This window comes from Allorhizobium sp. nf9_anc (assembly GCF_056323085.1).
The window spans coordinates 770,857-788,414 of the sequence record NZ_CM150481.1; the positions used below are offsets into that span (position 1 = coordinate 770,857).

Annotated in this window: 14 protein-coding genes; 12 read left to right on the top strand and 2 right to left on the bottom strand. The window is 61.4% G+C overall.

Going from position 1 to position 17,558, the window contains the following annotated elements; all coding sequences use genetic code 11:
- Window positions 1-3 precede the first annotated feature (3 nt).
- From AC02Y0_RS03525 to AC02Y0_RS03540, 4 genes are all read left to right on the top strand, one after another.
- On the top strand, window positions 4-285 hold the full coding sequence (locus AC02Y0_RS03525) for a sarcosine oxidase subunit delta (RefSeq protein WP_102018271.1): 282 nt from the start codon (window positions 4-6) through the stop codon (window positions 283-285).
- A complete protein-coding gene (locus AC02Y0_RS03530) occupies window positions 282-3,239 on the top strand; it encodes a sarcosine oxidase subunit alpha family protein (RefSeq protein ID WP_476382444.1) in 2,958 nt (985 codons plus the stop codon). Before AC02Y0_RS03525 ends, AC02Y0_RS03530 begins: the two co-directional genes overlap by 4 nt.
- A gap of 10 nt (window positions 3,240-3,249) precedes the next feature.
- Window positions 3,250-3,801, top strand: a complete 552-nt coding sequence (locus AC02Y0_RS03535; protein ID WP_476382445.1) for a sarcosine oxidase subunit gamma — start codon at window positions 3,250-3,252, stop codon at window positions 3,799-3,801.
- 81 nt (window positions 3,802-3,882) lie between these two features.
- Window positions 3,883-4,998, top strand: coding sequence for a metallophosphoesterase (locus AC02Y0_RS03540; protein WP_476382447.1), 1,116 nt, complete (start codon window positions 3,883-3,885; stop codon window positions 4,996-4,998).
- Window positions 4,999-5,074: 76 nt separating this feature from the next.
- Here the strand turns inward: AC02Y0_RS03540 and AC02Y0_RS03545 are convergent, their stop codons facing one another.
- The gene (locus AC02Y0_RS03545; RefSeq protein WP_476382449.1) at window positions 5,075-6,277 is read right to left on the bottom strand and encodes a multidrug effflux MFS transporter; all 1,203 of its coding nucleotides are present in this window, start codon (window positions 6,275-6,277) and stop codon (window positions 5,075-5,077) included.
- A gap of 121 nt (window positions 6,278-6,398) precedes the next feature.
- On the opposite strand from AC02Y0_RS03545, the gene AC02Y0_RS03550 reads away from it, so the two are divergent.
- Window positions 6,399-7,034 carry a TetR/AcrR family transcriptional regulator gene (locus tag AC02Y0_RS03550; RefSeq protein ID WP_476382451.1) on the top strand — a complete coding sequence of 212 codons (636 nt, stop codon included), beginning with the start codon at window positions 6,399-6,401 and terminating at the stop codon, window positions 7,032-7,034.
- Window positions 7,035-7,134: 100 nt separating this feature from the next.
- On the opposite strand, the gene AC02Y0_RS03555 is transcribed toward AC02Y0_RS03550, so the two are convergent.
- Entirely contained in the window at window positions 7,135-8,865 is a 1,731-nt protein-coding gene (locus AC02Y0_RS03555; RefSeq protein WP_476382453.1) for a methyl-accepting chemotaxis protein, read from the bottom strand.
- 252 nt (window positions 8,866-9,117) lie between these two features.
- Here AC02Y0_RS03555 and AC02Y0_RS03560 point away from each other — a divergent pair, with 252 nt between their 5' ends.
- From AC02Y0_RS03560 to AC02Y0_RS03590, 7 genes are all read left to right on the top strand, one after another.
- Window positions 9,118-11,544 carry a GcvT family protein gene (locus tag AC02Y0_RS03560; protein ID WP_476382454.1) on the top strand — a complete coding sequence of 809 codons (2,427 nt, stop codon included), beginning with the start codon at window positions 9,118-9,120 and terminating at the stop codon, window positions 11,542-11,544.
- Between the two features lie 274 nt (window positions 11,545-11,818).
- Complete coding sequence (locus tag AC02Y0_RS03565) at window positions 11,819-12,721, top strand: branched-chain amino acid ABC transporter permease (protein ID WP_102018263.1); 903 nt, start codon at window positions 11,819-11,821, stop codon at window positions 12,719-12,721.
- Window positions 12,722-12,725: 4 nt separating this feature from the next.
- On the top strand, window positions 12,726-14,120 hold the full coding sequence (gene livM / locus AC02Y0_RS03570; protein ID WP_476382456.1) for a high-affinity branched-chain amino acid ABC transporter permease LivM: 1,395 nt from the start codon (window positions 12,726-12,728) through the stop codon (window positions 14,118-14,120).
- Entirely contained in the window at window positions 14,120-14,992 is an 873-nt protein-coding gene (locus AC02Y0_RS03575; RefSeq protein ID WP_476382459.1) for an ABC transporter ATP-binding protein, read from the top strand. The genes livM and AC02Y0_RS03575 overlap by 1 nt, the downstream gene beginning before the upstream one ends.
- Window positions 14,992-15,720, top strand: a complete 729-nt coding sequence (locus tag AC02Y0_RS03580) for an ABC transporter ATP-binding protein (RefSeq protein WP_102018260.1) — start codon at window positions 14,992-14,994, stop codon at window positions 15,718-15,720. Before AC02Y0_RS03575 ends, AC02Y0_RS03580 begins: the two co-directional genes overlap by 1 nt.
- A gap of 18 nt (window positions 15,721-15,738) precedes the next feature.
- Window positions 15,739-16,092: a DUF6867 family protein gene (locus tag AC02Y0_RS03585; RefSeq protein WP_102018259.1), complete on the top strand. Its 354-nt coding sequence runs from the start codon at window positions 15,739-15,741 to the stop codon at window positions 16,090-16,092.
- A gap of 165 nt (window positions 16,093-16,257) precedes the next feature.
- The gene (locus AC02Y0_RS03590) at window positions 16,258-17,373 is read left to right on the top strand and encodes a branched-chain amino acid ABC transporter substrate-binding protein (protein ID WP_102018258.1); all 1,116 of its coding nucleotides are present in this window, start codon (window positions 16,258-16,260) and stop codon (window positions 17,371-17,373) included.
- Window positions 17,374-17,558: the final 185 nt, after the last annotated feature.

Genomic DNA, 17,558 nt, shown 5'->3' on the forward strand with positions numbered 1-17,558 from the left:
GCCATGGCAAGCCTGATCACCTGTCCGCATTGCGGCGTTCGCCCCAAGGAAGAGTTCAGCATTCGCGGTGATGCCAGCCCGGTCCGCCCGGCCGCCGGCGCGCCTGACGATGCCTGGTATCGTTACGTTTTCATCCGCGACAATCCGAAGGGCCGGATTACCGAGCACTGGCACCATTCGGCCGGCTGCCGCCGCTGGCTGGTGGTGGAGCGCGACAATGCTGCGAGCCACGAGGTCTATAGCGTGACCGATGCGAGCGATTACGCGAAGGAGGCCGCACGATGAGTGGCTACCGGCTTTCCTCCGGCGGGCTCGTCAATCGCGCCCGTACGCTCTCCTTCTCGTTCGATGGCAAGATCTATACCGGCTATGAGGGCGATACGCTGGCGTCTGCGCTGATTGCCAATGATCAGATGTTGGTCGGGCGCTCGTTCAAGTATCACCGCCCGCGCGGCATCGTCACGGCAGGTGCGGCGGAGCCGAACGCGCTGGTCACGATCGGCAGCGAAGGGCGCACCGAGCCCAATACCCGCGCCACCGTGGCCGAGCTCTATCAGGGGCTTGAAGCCAACAGCCAGAACCGCTGGCCGTCGCTGAAATACGATATCGGCGCGGTCAACAGCCTGTTGTCGCCGTTCCTCTCGGCCGGCTTCTACTACAAGACCTTCATGTGGCCGAAGGCGTTCTGGGAAAAGCTTTACGAGCCGATCATCCGTAAAGCCGCCGGCCTCGGCAAGACGCAGTTCATCGCCGATCCCGATCGCTACGAAAAGGCCTGGGGGCATTGCGACCTCCTGGTGATCGGCGCTGGCCCGGCCGGATTGATGGCGGCGCGGGCTGCGGCGCGCGCCGGGCTTCGCGTCATTCTGGCGGATGAAGGCTTCCGGCTTGGCGGATCGCTGCTCTCCGAGCGCGTCACCGTCGGCGGTGTGCCGGCGGCCGAGTATGCGGCCTCGGTTGTCGAGGAACTGAAGAGCCTTTCAAACGTCACGCTGATGCCGCGCACCACGGTGTTCGGCTGGTATGACGACAATGTCTTCGGCGCCGTCGAAAAGGTGCAGAAGCATGTCGCCCAGCCTTCGGGCGATCTCCCGGTCGAGCGGGTCTGGCGCATCGTCGCCAAGCGGGCGATCCTCGCTTCGGGTGCGGAAGAGCGGCCGCTGGTCTTCGGTGGGAACGACAGACCGGGTGTGATGACTTCGGGTGCCATTAGGACCTATCTCAATCGCTATGGCGTGGCCGCTGGCCAGAACGTCGCCATCTTCACCAATGGTGGAGCGGGCTATCGCACGGCGGCCGATCTGGTCGCGGCCGGTGTCGGCGTTGCGGCCATCATCGATGGCCGGACACAGTCTTCGGATGTCGCACCATCAGGCGTGCGGGTCATCCGCGGCGGTTCCGTCATCGACACCAAGGGCACCTACCGGATCGAGGGTTTGATCGCCGAACGCGTTGGCCACCAGGAAGAGATTGCCTGCGATGCGCTGGCGATGAGCGGCGGCTATAGCCCGATCGTGCATCTCGCCTGCCAGCGCGGCGCTAAGCCTTATTGGTCGGACGAGCACCAGGCCTTCCTGGCGCCCGATGTGGGGCAGGGGCTGCGGATCGCCGGCTCGGCTGCCGGTCATGCCTCGCTTGCCGCTGTTCTGCGCGATGGTGCGGACAAGGCACATGAGGCGATAGGCGATCTCGGTCGTCTCGTCGGCACGGTCGATGTGCCCGAGGTCGAGGGTGAATTCGATGCGAGCTTCGCGCCGCTCTGGTATGTGCCGGGCGCCAAGTCCAAGGCCTTTGTCGACTTCCAGAACGACGTGCATGTGAAGGACCTGAGTCTTGCCCAGCGCGAGGCCATGGGGCATGTCGAGCATACCAAGCGCTACACCACCGGCGGCATGGCGACCGATCAGGGCAAGCTCGGTAATGTTGCAACGATCGGCATCATGGCCGGCATGCGCGGCGTCTCGCCTGCCGAGATCGGCACCACGACCTTCCGGCCCTTCTATACGCCCGTTTCCTTCGGGGCGATGGCGGGCACGTCACGCGGCGAACATTCGCGGCCCGTGCGCACCTCGCCGCTGCATGGCTGGGCGAAGAAGAACGGCGCCGTCTTTGTCGAATCCGGCCTCTGGTATCGCTCCTCCTGGTTCCCGCGCGATGGCGAGAAGACCTGGCGCGAGTCGGTCGACCGGGAAGTCTTGAACATTCGTGCCAATGCCGGGATCTGCGATGTCTCGACGCTCGGCAAGATCGAGATCTTCGGCAAGGATGCGGCCGAATTCATCAACCGGATCTATTCCAATGCCTTCCTGAAGCTGCCGGTCGGCAAGGCGCGCTACGGTTTGATGCTGCGCGAAGACGGGATGATTTTCGACGACGGCACGACGAGCCGGCTGTCGGATGAGCATTTCTTCATGACCACGACGACGGCCTATGCCGGCGAGGTGATGACGCATCTGGAATTCTGCTCCCAGGTTCTCTGGCCGGATCTCGACGTGCGCTTCGTCTCCTCCAGCGATCAGTGGGCGCAGATGTCGGTTGCGGGTCCCAAGGCGCGGCTCATCCTCGAACAGATCATCGAGGACGATATCTCCGACGAGGCCTTCCCCTTCCTCTCGGCCCGCGAGGTGCTGCTCAAGGGCGGCTTGAAGGCGCGTCTCTTCCGCATCTCCTTCTCCGGCGAACTCGCCTTCGAAGTGGCAGTGCCGGCCAACTACGGCGAGGCTGTTGCCGATGCGATCATGGCGGCCGGCAAGCCACATGGCATCTGCGCTTACGGTGTCGAGGCGCTCAACGTGCTGCGCATCGAAAAGGGCTTCATCACGCACAGCGAAATCGACGGGCGCACGACGCCCGACGATGTGGGTCTCGGAAAGATGTTCTCGACGCAGAAGGCCGATTTCATCGGCAAGCGGCTGTCCAGCCGTTTCGGCCTCACCGCTGCCGATCGTCCGCAACTCGTCGGCCTGAAACCTGTCGATCGCGACAAGAGTTTCGCTGCCGGCGCGCATCTGCTGAAGGAAAACGTCAAGCCGTCGACGCTGAACGACCAGGGCTGGGTGTCCTCCGTCTGCCATTCGCCGACGCTCGGGCACACGATCGGCCTCGCCTTCCTCAAGTCTGGTCGCGAGCGGCTGGGCGAAAAGGTCGTGGTTTGGGACGGGTTGCGCGGCTCGGAAGTCGTGGCCGAGGTCGTCAGCCCCGTCTTCTACGATCCCGACAACAAGAAACTGAACCTGTGAGGATCCTGCTATGCCGGTGACCTATGCCATCAGTCACGTGCTCGAGGACCACATTTCCGGTTTCGAAGCGACGCCCAATCCGCATCATCTCGCCATCCTGCGGGCAGTCTCCGTCTTCTCCGTGCTTGCCCATCCCGGCCATGAGGCTGATATCGACGAGGCGCTGACCAATCTCGAAGATGTGCATGTTCGCGTCTGCGGGCCCAGCGACTGGCTCGTGCTCAGCGAGACGGTCGCAACTGACACGATTGCTCGGCAGCTGGCAGACCTCGGGGCGACCCGCGCGTCGTTTGTCGACCAGAGCGACGGTCGCGTGGTGCTGCGTATTCAGGGACCAAAGGTGCGGGCGATCCTTGCCAAATGCACGGCGCTCGACCTGCATGCCGACCTGTTCGAAATCGGCCAGTCGAGCAACTGCCAGATCTGCCATGTCGCGGCGAACCTCGCCTGCACGGGGCAGGACGCGTTCGAGATCATCGTCATGCGCAGTTTCGCGGGCTTCCTGTTCGATGAGGTTCGCGAGATGGGGCGTGAGTTTGCGCTGACGGCGGGGTTTGCGTGACCCTCCCGGTGCGGAGATCGTTTTAGATGTGAACCGGCAGGGACTTTTCGGCGTTTACGGCACAAAGGATCCCCCGCCCGCATGTTTCATCTGATGTTTTCCCTGCCATGGCTCATCGTGGCAACCCGCTTCATCGCCCCCTTGCCATGGCCTTGGATGGTGAAGCTGTTGCTTGCCGCCTTCCTGCTTTTGGCTTCGCAGTATCATCTCTTCAGCCGCTTCACGTCCGGATCGGTCTTCGCGCCGGAGTTCCCGCGTCCGCTGGTGATCGGGTTCAACCTGTTCTTCGGGGCGATAGTGCTCTTGGCCGCAATGCAGGTGGTGCTGGATCTCGTCAGCATCCTGATCCTCGCCGTCAAATGGTCGTTTCCGGTGGTGCCGGCCGAAGTGCGTTACACGATGGGCATTGCGGCTCTGGTGCTGGCTAGTTTTGGCATCAGCCAGGCGATCCGCGTGCCGCCGATCAAAAAGATCGAGGTGGCAATCCCCGGGCTCGCGCCTGAATTCGACGGTTATCGGATGGTGCAATTGACGGACCTGCATATCAGCCGTCTATTCACCGGTCGCTGGGCGAGCGCCGTGGTGGAGAAAACCAATGCGCTCGATGCCGACCTCATTGTCATCACCGGTGACCTGATCGACGGTAGCCTGGACATACGCCGCGAAGACGTCGCGCCGCTTGCGGGTTTGAGCGCCCGTGACGGCGTGCTCACCGTGCCCGGCAATCACGAATATTTCTTCGAGGTCGATCGGTGGCTCGCGCATTTTCCTGAACTCAACATGCGGATCCTCGCCAATGAGCATGCGGTGATCGAACGTGGGGCGGGCAGGCTGGTTGTTGCCGGTGTCACCGACCTTTCGGCCCGTTCGACCGGGTCACTCGAGCCGGATCTCGGGGCTGCCCTGCGCGATGCGCCTGCGGGCGCGCCGATCATTCTTCTCGATCACCAGCCGCGGCTTGCCCAGCGGGCTGCCGAAAAGGGTGTTGCGCTTCAGCTTTCGGGCCACACCCATGGCGGCATGGTGCGTGGCCTCGACCAGATCGTCGCCCGGGCGAACAATGGTTATGTCTCCGGCTTCTACCAGGTCGGAGACATGAAGCTCTATGTCAACAATGGCACGGGCCTCTGGCCGGGCTTTGCGCTCCGGATCGGGGTGCCGGCGGAGCTGACGGAATTCACGCTGCGGCGGATGTAGGCCATCCACAATTACAAACAAAAAAATCATCAGCCGCCGGTTTCTCACCGGCGGCTGATGCTTTTCGGACGTCCTGTCAGGCGGCTGCTGTTTTGGTCACCCGGGACGGGCCGAAGGTGAAGATGGCGATCGCGGCTGTCGCCACGGCGCAGGCGGCCATGACGCCGATCATCGGAAGGGCAGTCCCATCGTCGAGCACGCCGATGGCGAAGCTGCAGAGCGCGCCGGCGCCGAAGCCGAGGGCACCCATGAGGGCCGCAGCCGTGCCCGAGATCGCGCCATGGGATTCCATCGCAAGGATGTTGCAGGTGGGCATGATGCCGCCGACGCCCATCACCATGATGAAGAGCAGGATGCAAACCGGGACAAGGGGGGCGATGCCGGCAAGCTGCAGACCGAGCAGGATGAGGCCGGCAGTCGCATAGACGCTGGCACTCAGCTTGACCACGCCGCGCACGCCGATCCGCTCTGCCAGGCGCGGGGCGAGCTGCGCGCCGATACCGATGCCGATCGCGTTCAGGCTGAAGATGACCGAATAGGCGAGCGGCGAGAGGCCATAGACATTGATCAGCACGAAGGACGAGCCGGCGATATAGGCAAAGAAGCCACCCTGGGCGAGCGCGAGTGCGCCGGCAGAGGGAATGAAGCTGCGGGTGAAGAGCAGGCGGCCATACCAGTGCAGGGCGTCGCCTGGGCGGCTCATGGCGCGCAGTTCGGGCATGCGCGTTTCTGGCAGCATGGTGACGGTGATGACCGCGACGACGACGCCGAGGGCGCCAAGGAGCGCGAAGATCATGCGCCAGTCGCCCATCTGCAGCACGAGGCTGCCGAGCAGGGGTGCCAGCACCGGGGCGATGCCGAGTACGAGCACGACCATCGACATCAGGCGGGCGGCGGCCTGTCCGGTATGGACGTCACGGATCGAGGCGGTGGCGATGACCATGCCGATCGAGCCGCCTATGCCCTGAAGGAAGCGGAAGACAAGCAGTTCCGTGGCGCCGGTGGAGAGTACGCAGCCGATCGAGGCGAGAACGAAGATCACCAGCGCCAGATAGATCATCGGCTTGCGACCGGTCTTGTCGGAGACGGGGCCATAGAACAGCTGGCCGAGCGTGAAACCGGTGAAATAGGTCATCATGCTCAGCTGGATGTTGGCATCCGTCGTGGCGAGGTCTTCTGCCATGCGGGGCATGGCGGCGACATACATGTCGGTCGCAAAGGGGCCGAGAGCACAGACGGCTCCCAGCGCAATCGCAAGTGCGGTGTTCTTGTTCTGCATGGTCCTTGTCTCTTCAGCGGCGGGGGTTGAAACGCGCAATTGGAAACGATATCGTTTCCTTGAGGAGATAGGAAACGCAATCGTTTCTTATTGTCAACCAGAATCTTGTGGGATGGCAGGCATGACGACGGCTTCAGCAACGGTGGGACGGCCCCCAAGCCTCGCGGACGATGATCGCAAGGCCTTGATATTGCAGGCGGCGGAGACCGTTTTCGACAGTCTCGGCTATGGCGATGCAACGATGGAAGAGGTGGCGCGCGCCTGCGGCATGGCTAAGAAGACGGTTTACAAGTTCTTCCCGGACAAGGCCTCGCTCTTCGGCGCGCTGGTCGACAGCCATGACGTGGCGGTCATAGACAGCCGTGTTGCGAGCGGTGAAGAGCAGTCGGAGGCGCGGTTGATCCGGCTCCTGGAGGATGTCGCTGCAGCGATCCTGTCGCCTCGGCAGATCACGCTCACACGGCTGGTGATCGCGGAGTCGATAAAGTACCCGGAGCTTGCGCAGCGCTTCTACCGGGATTGCGTCGAGAAGACGATGAGCCATGTTGCACAGGCACTGGCCAGCGATCCGTCACTTCGGCTGCCGCCTGGCATCGACAACAAGACCTTCGCCGACATGCTCGTCTCGACGCTGCTCGGCTCCATCCATCTGCGCGCTCTGATGCTCAACCTGTCCCGCGAGGCGCTGGAGGAGGAATTGCGCGGGCGGGTGCCGCTGGTGATGGATCTGATTGTCCGGAGCTTGCCGGCGCGCTGAGCCGCGGGCAGGAGATGACAACCGCCCGCGCTGGGAAACGCGGGCGATCTGGAGTTCCAACGGAGGCGTTCTCCGGTGTGCAGGATCTGCGCTGCAGGCGTCAGGATGCGGCGCGGTAGGGCATGCGCAGACGGGCTGCCCGCTCGGCCGGTGTCCAGACCTCCTTGCCGTCCTCACGGATCCCGTTCCGCCGGTCGAGCTTGAAGCGGTTGACGAGATCGGCGAGCACGGTTGCTCCATCGGAGACAGCCCTGCTGATTTCGGTCGATTGGGCGACCATCGCGGCGTTTGCCTTGGTCATGCCATCGACATCGGTCACAGCACCGTTGATGGCTTCGAGAGCTGCCGTCTCTTCAGCGGCGGAGGTCGCGATGCGGTCGACATTCTTGTCGATGGCCGAGACGAACTTTTCGATCTCTTCCAGCACGCGGCCCGTCTCACCAACGAGGCGCACGCCTTCCTGCACTTCATTGGCAGAGGTGTTCACCAATGCCTTGATTTCCTTCGCCGCATTGGCCGAGCGCTGGGCCAATTCGCGCACTTCCTGGGCAACGACGGCGAAACCCTTGCCTGCCTCGCCTGCGCGCGCTGCCTCGACACCGGCATTGAGCGCGAGCAGGTTAGTCTGGAAGGCGATCTCGTCGATCACGCCAATGATCTTGCCGATCTCGTTGGAAGCGCCTTCGATGCGCTCCATGGCGCTGACGGTGTCGCGGACCACAGCGACGGACGAGGTCGCGGCAGCACGGGCATCCGTTGCCATCTGGCGTGTTTCGCGGGTTCGCTCGGTTGCCGCGCGCAGCTTGGTGGTTGCTTCCGACAAGGCCGCTGCCGTCTGTTCGAGTGCAACGACCTGCTGGTGCGTTCTGTCGGAAAGCTCTTCGGCTGAATTCTTCATCGCGCTGCCATTGCGCGCCAGTTCATGCGTCTGGTCGAGGACGCCGGACAGGGTCAGCTGAAAGGCGCCGATCGAGGCGTTGAAGTCTCGCCGCAGCGGTTCGAACTCCTCGCCGAAGGGTTGGTCGAGCGTGATGCGGATATTGCTGTCAGCGAGGCGGCCGAGGCCGGCCCCGAGCTCCTCGATGACTCGGAAGCGCTCCGTGACGTCGCTTGCGAACTTGACCACCTTCAGCACCTTGCCGTCGGCATCCATGATCGGGTTGTAGGAGGCCTGGATGTGGATCTTCTTGCCGCCCTTGCCGAAGCGGGTGAACTGGTCGGAGACAAAACGGCCTTGTCCCAGTTCGCGCCAGAAGTCGCGATACTCTGCCGATGAAGCGTAGTCCCCGTCGCAGAAGATCTGATGGTGGTGCCCGACGATTTCGGACAGCGTGTAGCCCATGGCGCCGAGGAAGTTCTCGTTGGCATGCAGGATCTCGCCGGTGGGCGAAAACTCGATGATGGCCTGCGCCCGGTCGAGGGCCGTGAGTTTGCCTTCGGCATCCAGAGACTTCAGCTTCATCGCCGTGATGTCGGTCGCGAACTTGACGACCTTATAGGGGCGATCGCCCTTGCACACGGGATTGTAGGTCGCTTCGATCCAGATCTCGCGGCCGCCCTTGGCGATGCGCTTGTACTGGCGCTGGTCGAAGTTTCCGGCGGCCAGGTGGCGCCAGAATTGCTGGTAAGCGGGGGAATTGGCTTCGGTCTGGGTGACGAACATCCGGTGATGCCGGCCGACGATTTCGCTCAGCTGGTAGCCGATCGCTTTCAGAAAGTTGTCGTTGGCATGCAGGATGCGGCCTTCGAGGTCGAACTCGATGATGGCCTGGGATTTTTCGAGGGCGTTCAGAATAGAGCGGGCATCGCTGCCGAAGGCGAAAAATGACATGCGGATCTCTGATTTGGGACGGCGGCGGGGGATTGGGCCGATATGATACGATTATAATTGCTAACTTACTGAACTCTTAAAAAGACAGCTGTGTGTCGTGTTTGATTGACACAAAAGTCGCAACCGCGACGCCGCCAAGAGAACACTGTCTGTCACTCATGCGACATGTTTCGTCGCAGCATGGTCTTCTGGCTTTCATGCGGGCAATCTAGCTTTGTGGGATCAATCTTTGCCGCCAAGGGAGCGTTTTCCATGAAGAGCCATGCGCGTGTCGTCGTCATCGGCGGGGGTGTCGTCGGGTGTTCGGTCCTCTATCACCTGACCAAGTTCGGCTGGACCGATGTGGTGCTTCTTGAGCGTTCGGAGCTGACCTCCGGGTCCACCTGGCATGCGGCCGGCGGCATGCACACGATCAATGGCGATCCGAATGTTGCCAAGCTGCAGAAATACACGGTCGAGCTCTATAAGGAGATCGAGGAGTATTCCGGTCAGGACATCGGCTTGCACATGACATCGGGCCTGATGCTCGCCGCCACCAAGGAGCGCTTCGACTGGATGAAGTCGCTGCTTGCCAAGGGCAAGTATGCGAATGGCGAGGCGACGCTGATTTCGGCGCAGGAAGCCTATGAGATGATGCCGCTGTTGGACCCCAAGCAGTTCGTTGGTGCGGTCTTCGATCCGCACGAGGGCCATCTCGACCCTTACGGCACGACCCACGCCTATGCGAAGTCTGCCAAGAAGAATGGCGCCGAGATCTATCTGCACACCAAGGTCGAGGATCTGGTGCAGCTGGAAGACGGCACCTGGCGGGTGATCACCGACAAGGGCGAGATCCGCGCTGAGCATGTGGTCAACGCCGCCGGTCTCTGGGCGCGCGAAGTGGGCCGCATGGTCGGGCTGGAGCTGCCGGTTCTCGCCATGGAGCACATGTATCTGATCACCGAGGACATGCCGGAGGTGATCGAGTTCAACAAGACGACCGGCAAGGAACTGATGCACTGCGTCGACTTCGACGGCGAGATCTATATCCGCCAGGAGCGCAACGGCATGCTGATGGGCACCTATGAAAAGGATTGCCGTCCCTGGTCGCCGATCGAGACGCCCTGGACCTTCGGCCATGAGCTTCTGGCCGAAGACCTCGAGCGCATCACCAACGAGCTGGAAATCGGTTTCCGGCATTTCCCGGCGTTCAACAATGCCGGCATCAAGAAGATCATCAACGGCCCCTTCACCTTCTCGCCTGACGGTAACCCGCTCGTCGGCCCCGTGCGTGGCATGACCAATTACTGGTCGGCCTGCGCGGTCATGGCGGGCTTCTCCCAGGGCGGCGGCGTGGGGTTGGCGCTTGCCAACTGGATCATCGAGGGCGATCCGGGCTTCGACGTCTTTGCCATGGATGTCTGCCGCTACGGTGACTATGCGACGCTCGCCTATACCAATGCCAAGGTGCGCGAGAACTATTCCCGCCGCTTCTCGATCCGCTATCCGAACGAAGAGCTGCCGGGCGCACGGCCGCTGCTGACCACGCCTGTCTACGACAAGCTGAAGGCGGCCGGTGCCGTGTTCGGCGCGTCCTATGGTCTGGAAACGCCCCTCTGGTTTGCACCTGAGGGTGTCGAGGACGCCTTTTCCTGGCGCCGGTCGACGGATTTCGAGGCGGTCGGTCGGGAAGCCAAGGCCGTGCGCGAGAGCGTCGGTCTGATGGAGACCTCGGGCTTTGCAAAATACATGGTGAGCGGGGAGGGATCTCGTGCCTGGCTCGACCGGATGCTCGCCTGCAAGCTGCCCGAAGTCGGGCGCATGGCGCTGGCACCGATGCTGAACGAGGCCGGCAAGCTGATCGGTGACTTCACGGTCGCCAATCTCGATGACGAGGACTTCCTGATCATCGGTTCCGGCATTGCCGAGGACTATCACATGCGCTGGTTCGAGAGCCATCTGCCGGAGGATGGTTCTGTTGATGTCGAGGCGCTGAACCTCAGCCTTGTGGGCCTGTCGATTGCCGGGCCGAAGTCCCGCGAGGTGCTCGCCAAGCTGACGCATCTCGATGTCTCGGACGAGGCTCTGCCGTTCATGGCGATCCGAGAGATGGATCTCGGCATGGCACCGGTCATGCTCGGTCGCGTCAGCTATACCGGCGATCTCGGCTACGAGATCTGGATGCGGCCCGAATACCAGCGCTATGTCTTCGATACGCTGATGGAGGCGGGTGCCGAATTCAACATCTCGCTCTTTGGTCTGCGGGCCCTCAATGCGCTCCGACTGGAGAAGAGCTTCGGCAGCTGGTCGCGCGAGTATCGCCCGCTCTACGGGCCGCTCGAAGCCGGGCTGTCACGTTTCGTGGCGCTCAAGAAAGAAGCGAGCTTCATCGGCAAGCAGGCGGCTCTGGAAGAGAAGCTTTCAGGCGGCACGCTTCGTCTGCGCACTTTCATCGTCGAGGCCAAGGATGCCGACGTCATCGGCGACGAACCGATCTCGTTCAACGGTGAGGTGCGCGGCTGGGTTACCTCGGGCGGCTTTGCCCATCCGAGCGGCGTGTCGGTCGCCATCGGCTATGTTCCGAAGGAGATTGCCGACGAAATCGACGGCTGGGGCGTGGAAATTCTTGGGGAAATCCTGCCGGCCCGTCTGCAGCCTCAGTCGCTTTTTGACGCGAACGGGTCGCGAATGAGAAACTGAACTGTTTTTCACAAAAGTGGGCTTGCATTAGTTCGCGAGAATGAACGGCGGGTCGCCTCGCGCGACCTGCTGATTTCCTAAGCTTTTTCTGCTTCTTTTTTGTGTGACCTGTCATTTCCCGGGTCAAAGCGCCTGTTAACAGTAACATTTTGTCTGACGGATGCCTTTTTGGCTTCACATTTTCGGACAAAGCGATATGGAATCCTCCGACGCCTATGCCCGAAAGGGACAACAAAATGAGACGCAACAATCAGGCGCGTCCGGGGGATAATATATGGAGTACTTCATCCAGCAGCTCATTAACGGGCTGACTCTTGGATCCATCTATGGCCTCGTGGCTATCGGCTATACGATGGTCTACGGCATCATCGGCATGATCAACTTCGCCCACGGCGATATCTTCATGCTTGGCGGCTTCGCCGCTCTTATCGTCTTCCTCATCCTGACATCCTTCTTTGCCGGCATTCCGGTGGCGCTTGCGCTGCTGATCATGCTGATCATTGCCATGCTGATGACGGGTCTGTGGAACTGGACGATCGAGCGGGTTGCCTATCGGCCGTTGCGCGGTTCGTTCCGCCTCGCGCCGCTGATCACCGCGATCGGCATGTCGATCGTTCTGTCCAACTTCATCCAGATCTCGCAGGGTCCGCGCAACAAGCCGATCCCGCCGCTGGTCAGCGACGTTCTGCATTTCGGCAATGTCACCATCGCCGTGAAGCAGGTCATCATCGTCGTCATCACGGCCATCCTGCTTGCCGCCTTCTGGTACCTCGTCAACAAGACGCCGCTTGGACGCGCTCAGCGCGCGACCGAACAGGACCGCAAGATGGCAGCTCTGCTCGGCGTCGACGTCGACCGCACGATCTCCATCACCTTCGTGATGGGTGCAGCACTCGCCGCCGTCGCCGGTACGATGTACCTGATGTATTACGGCGTTGCCTCGTTCCACGACGGCTTCATCCCGGGCGTCAAGGCTTTCACGGCCGCGGTTCTCGGTGGTATCGGCTCGCTCCCGGGCGCTGTTCTCGGTGGCCTGTTGATCGGCCTCATCGAGTCGCTCTGGTCCGCTTATTTCAGCATCGCCTACAAGGACGTCGCGACTTTCGGCATCCTGGCCTTCGTGCTGATCTTCAAGCCCACCGGCATCCTCGGACGTCCGGAAGTCGAGAAGGTTTGATCCCATGACCACTCATGCAAACGTAAACGGTGCCGCGTCGTCCGGCACGCTCGCGCGCGCCATCAAGGAAGGCATCTTCGCGGGTGTCATCTCGCTCGGTCTCTTCGTCCTCTACATCGGCATCAAGACCGATCAGAACATGGCGAACGAGCTGGTCTGGTACACGCGTCCCGGCCTGCTGGCGATCTTCGTCCTCATCGCCGCCTTCGGTCGCTTCGCCATGGTCGCCCTCATTGCGCCGTGGTTCGCCGCCCGCAAGGAGAAGAAGTCGGCGGCCGTGCCGGTGCACGACATCGATGCCAAGCCGTCCTTCTTCAAGACGCATTTCCTGAAGATCGCGCTCTTGGCGCTCATTCTGTACCCGCCGGTCATTCTCGCTCTGACAGGCGTTCAGGGTTCGCTGAAATATGTCGACAACTTCGGCATCCAGATCCTGATCTACGTCATGCTTGCCTGGGGTCTGAACATCGTCGTCGGTCTCGCCGGCCTGCTCGACCTCGGCTACGTCGCCTTCTATGCGGTCGGTGCCTATTCCTACGCGCTGCTCGCCCAGAACTTCGGCCTGTCCTTCTGGCTGCTTCTGCCGCTCGCCGGCATTCTGGCTGCCTTCTGGGGCATCATCCTCGGTTTCCCGGTCTTGCGGCTCAGGGGTGATTATCTTGCCATCGTGACGCTCGCCTTCGGGGAAATCATCCGACTGGTGCTGATCAACTGGCAGGACGTCACCAAGGGTACCTTCGGTATCTCGAGCATTCCGAAGGCCACCTTCTTCGGCATCGAGTTCAATGCCTCGGCTGACGGCTTTGCCAAGACCTTCGACCTGCCGATGTCCTCCGCCTACTACAAGATCTACCTCTTCTACGTGATCCTGGCGCTGTGCTGCCTGACGGCCTATGTCACGATCAAGCTTCGCCGCATGCCGATCGGCCGTGCGTGGGAAGCGCTGCGTGAAGACGAGATCGCCTGCCGTTCGCTCGGCATCAACACCGTGACGACCAAGCTGACCGCCTTTGCGATCGGTGCGATGTTCGGTGGTTTTGCCGGCTCGTTCTTCGCGGCTCGCCAGGGCTTCGTCTCGCCGGAAAGCTTCGTCTTCCTCGAGTCCGCGGTTATTCTCGCCATCGTCGTCCTCGGCGGCATGGGTTCGCTGACGGGTATTGCGATTGCGGCGATCGTCATGATCGGCGGCACGGAAGCGCTGCGCGAAATGGAGTTCCTCAAGCACATCTTCGGCCCCGACTTCACGCCGGAACTGTACCGCATGATCCTCTTCGGCCTCGCCATGGTCGTCGTCATGCTGTTCAAGCCGCGTGGCTTCGTCGGCAGCAGAGAGCCGACGGCCTTCCTCAAGGAACGCAAGGCCGTCTCGGGCAGCTTCACCAAGGAAGGTCACGGCTGATGACCTCCGGGAACACGACAATGAGCAATGACACCATCCTGAAGGTCGAGCATCTGTCGATGCGATTTGGTGGTCTGATGGCCATCAACGACTTCTCTTTCGAAGCCAAGCGCGGCGAGATCACCGCGCTGATCGGCCCCAACGGTGCCGGCAAGACCACCGTCTTCAACTGCATCACCGGCTTCTACAGGCCGACGATGGGCATGATCACACTGACCCAGAAGTCCGGCGACCAGTATCTGCTGGAACGCCTGCCGGACTTCGAAATTCCGAAGAAGGCAAAGGTCGCGCGTACCTTCCAGAACATCCGGCTCTTTTCGGGTCTGACCGTTCTCGAAAACCTGCTGGTCGCCCAGCACAATGCGCTGATGAAGGCGTCGGGCTACACCGTTCTCGGTCTCCTCGGTCTGCCCGCCTACAAGAAGGCGGCAAACGAGGCGATCGAGAAGGCCCGCTACTGGCTCGACAAGGCAGATCTCACCGATCGTGCCGACGATCCGGCCGGCGACCTGCCTTACGGCGCCCAGCGTCGTCTGGAAATCTGCCGCGCCATGTGCACAGGGCCGGAACTCCTGTGCCTCGACGAACCGGCAGCCGGTCTCAATCCGAAGGAATCCCTGGCGCTCAACACGCTGTTGCGCAGCATTCGCGATGAAGGCACGTCGCTGCTCCTGATCGAGCACGACATGTCCGTCGTCATGCAGATTTCCGACCACGTCGTGGTTCTGGAATACGGCCAGAAGATCTCCGATGGCACGCCTGATCACGTGAAGAACGACCCGAAGGTCATCGCGGCCTATCTGGGTGTCGAGGATGAAGAATTGGAAGAAGTGATCCACGAAGTCGAAGCGATTGCCGGAGGGGAAGCCTGATGTCCTCTGAACCGCTTCTCAAGGTTTCCAATGTTGAAACCTACTACGGCAATATCCGTGCGCTCGCCGGTGTCGACGTCGAGGTCCATAAGGGCGAGATCGTGTCGCTGATCGGTGCCAACGGCGCCGGCAAGTCGACGCTGATGATGACCATCTGCGGCAGCCCACAGGCGCGCTCCGGCCAGGTCATCTTCGACGGTGAAGACATCACCAAGATCCCGACCCATCTGATCGCCCGTCGCCGCATCGCCCAGTCGCCGGAAGGTCGCCGCATCTTCCCACGCATGACGGTGCTCGAAAACCTGCAAATGGGTGCCGGCCTTGATGACCTGAAATACTTCAAGGAAGACGTGGAGAAGATCTTCACGATGTTCCCGCGCTTGAAGGAACGCCAGAGCCAGCGCGGCGGCACACTGTCGGGTGGCGAGCAGCAGATGCTCTCCATCGGTCGTGCGCTGATGTCGCGCCCGAAGCTGCTTCTCCTCGACGAGCCTTCGCTCGGCCTTGCGCCGCTGATCGTCAAGGGCATCTTCGAACAGATTAAGCGGCTCAACCAGGAAGAGGGGCTGACCGTCTTCCTCGTCGAGCAGAACGCTTTCGCCGCACTGAAACTGTCCGACCGTGCCTATGTCATGGTCAACGGCAAGGTGACGATGAGTGGCACGGGTAAGGAACTGCTGGCCGATCCGTCGGTCCGCGCGGCCTATCTCGAAGGCGGCCATCACTGAGCGCGGGGAGAATTTGACATGCAAGGTTTGTTTTTCGAAAGCGACACCACCGTTCGGCTCGTGCTGCGGTTCCTCGTGATGCTGCTGGGTTTCTGGACCGCATGGCGGACCGGCAAGGCCGCAGCCGAGGGCTGGAACGGCTATGGCACGGTGTTCGTGTATGTGCTGGGCTTGGGGTTTGCGATGCGTTTCCTGCATTATTCGCTGTTTGCAGGACCGTTCGTCAGCCCCTTCTTCTACGTCCTCGACGTGGTCATCCTGATGGTGTTTGCCGTGGCTGGTTTCCAGTCCCGCCGCACCACGCAGATGGTCGATAACTACTACTGGCTCTATGAGAGAACCTCGTATTTCTCGTGGAAGAACAAAGATTGACAAGCTGTTGTTTTCTGTCGCAGATTGGCGACAGAGGGCGTCGACTTGCAATAAGACAAGGCCTCGGCCGTATACAAAGAGTGGAACAGTTTTCCGGCGCAGTCACAGCGGGTATTGCGCAGGGTTTTTAATCCTAACCCGCATAAAAAACTTGGGAGTCACAATATGAAGAAGTCTCTTCTTTCGGCAGTTGCGCTGACGGCCATGGTTGCCTTCAGCGGCAATGCTTACGCCGAAATCCTCGTCGGCGTTGCCGGCCCGCTGACTGGCCCGAACGCTGCGTTCGGCGCTCAGCTCCAGAAGGGTGCCGAGCAGGCTGCTGCCGACATCAACGCCGCCGGTGGCATCAACGGCGAGCCGATCAAGATCGTTCTCGGTGACGACGTTTCGGACGCCAAGCAGGGCGTTTCGGTCGCCAACAAGTTCGTCGCTGACGGCGTCAAGTTCGTCGTCGGTCACTTCAACTCGGGCGTTTCGATCCCGGCTTCTGAAGTCTATGCCGAAAACGGCATCCTGCAGATCACGCCTGCTTCGACCAACCCGAACTTCACCGAGCGCGGCCTGTGGAACACCTTCCGCACCTGCGGTCGTGACGACCAGCAGGGCGCAGTTGCCGGCAAGTACATCTCCGACAACTTCAAGGACGCCAAGGTTGCTGTCGTGCATGACAAGACGCCTTACGGCCAGGGTCTTGCCGACGAAACCAAGAAGGCAATGAACGAACTCGGCGTTACCGAAGTCATCTACGAAGGCATCACTGCCGGCGAAAAGGACTACTCGGCCCTTATCGCCAAGATGAAGGAAGCCGGCGTATCGGTCGTCTACTTCGGCGGTCTGCACACTGAAGCTGGCCTGATCATGCGTCAGATGGACAGCCAGGGTCTGGAAGCAACCCTGATGTCTGGCGACGGCATCACCTCGAACGAACTTGCTTCGATCGCCGGTGACGCAGTTGACGGCACGCTGATGACCTTCCCGCCGGATCCGCGCCAGAACCCGAACGCTGCCGACGCCGTGAAGAAGTTCCGCGACGCTGGCTTCGAGCCGGAAGCCTACACGCTGTACTCCTACGCTGCTCTGCAGGTCATCGCAGAAGCTGCCAAGGCTGCCGCTTCTTCCGACCCGGAAACCGTTGCTACGGCTCTGAAGGAAAAGGGTCCGTACACGACCGTTATCGGCGAACTCGGCTTCGACGCCAAGGGTGACATCACCCGTCCGGACTACGTCATGTACACCTGGAAGAAGGGCGAGGACGGCAAGTACTCGTACTTCCAGAACTAATTCGATCCAGTCTTGGAACGACGGAAAGCCCGGCCTCGCGCCGGGCTTTTTGCTTTTGGGGGGACAGGATTTAGGCAGTAGCCAATAGGCAGTAGGTGCTAGGGAATTGGCATCCGAATGTCGTCCGGGTGTGGAGCGCCGTGCCTCGGAATAGGTGTTTGCAGTGTTGGGTCGGCTGGCGAGTT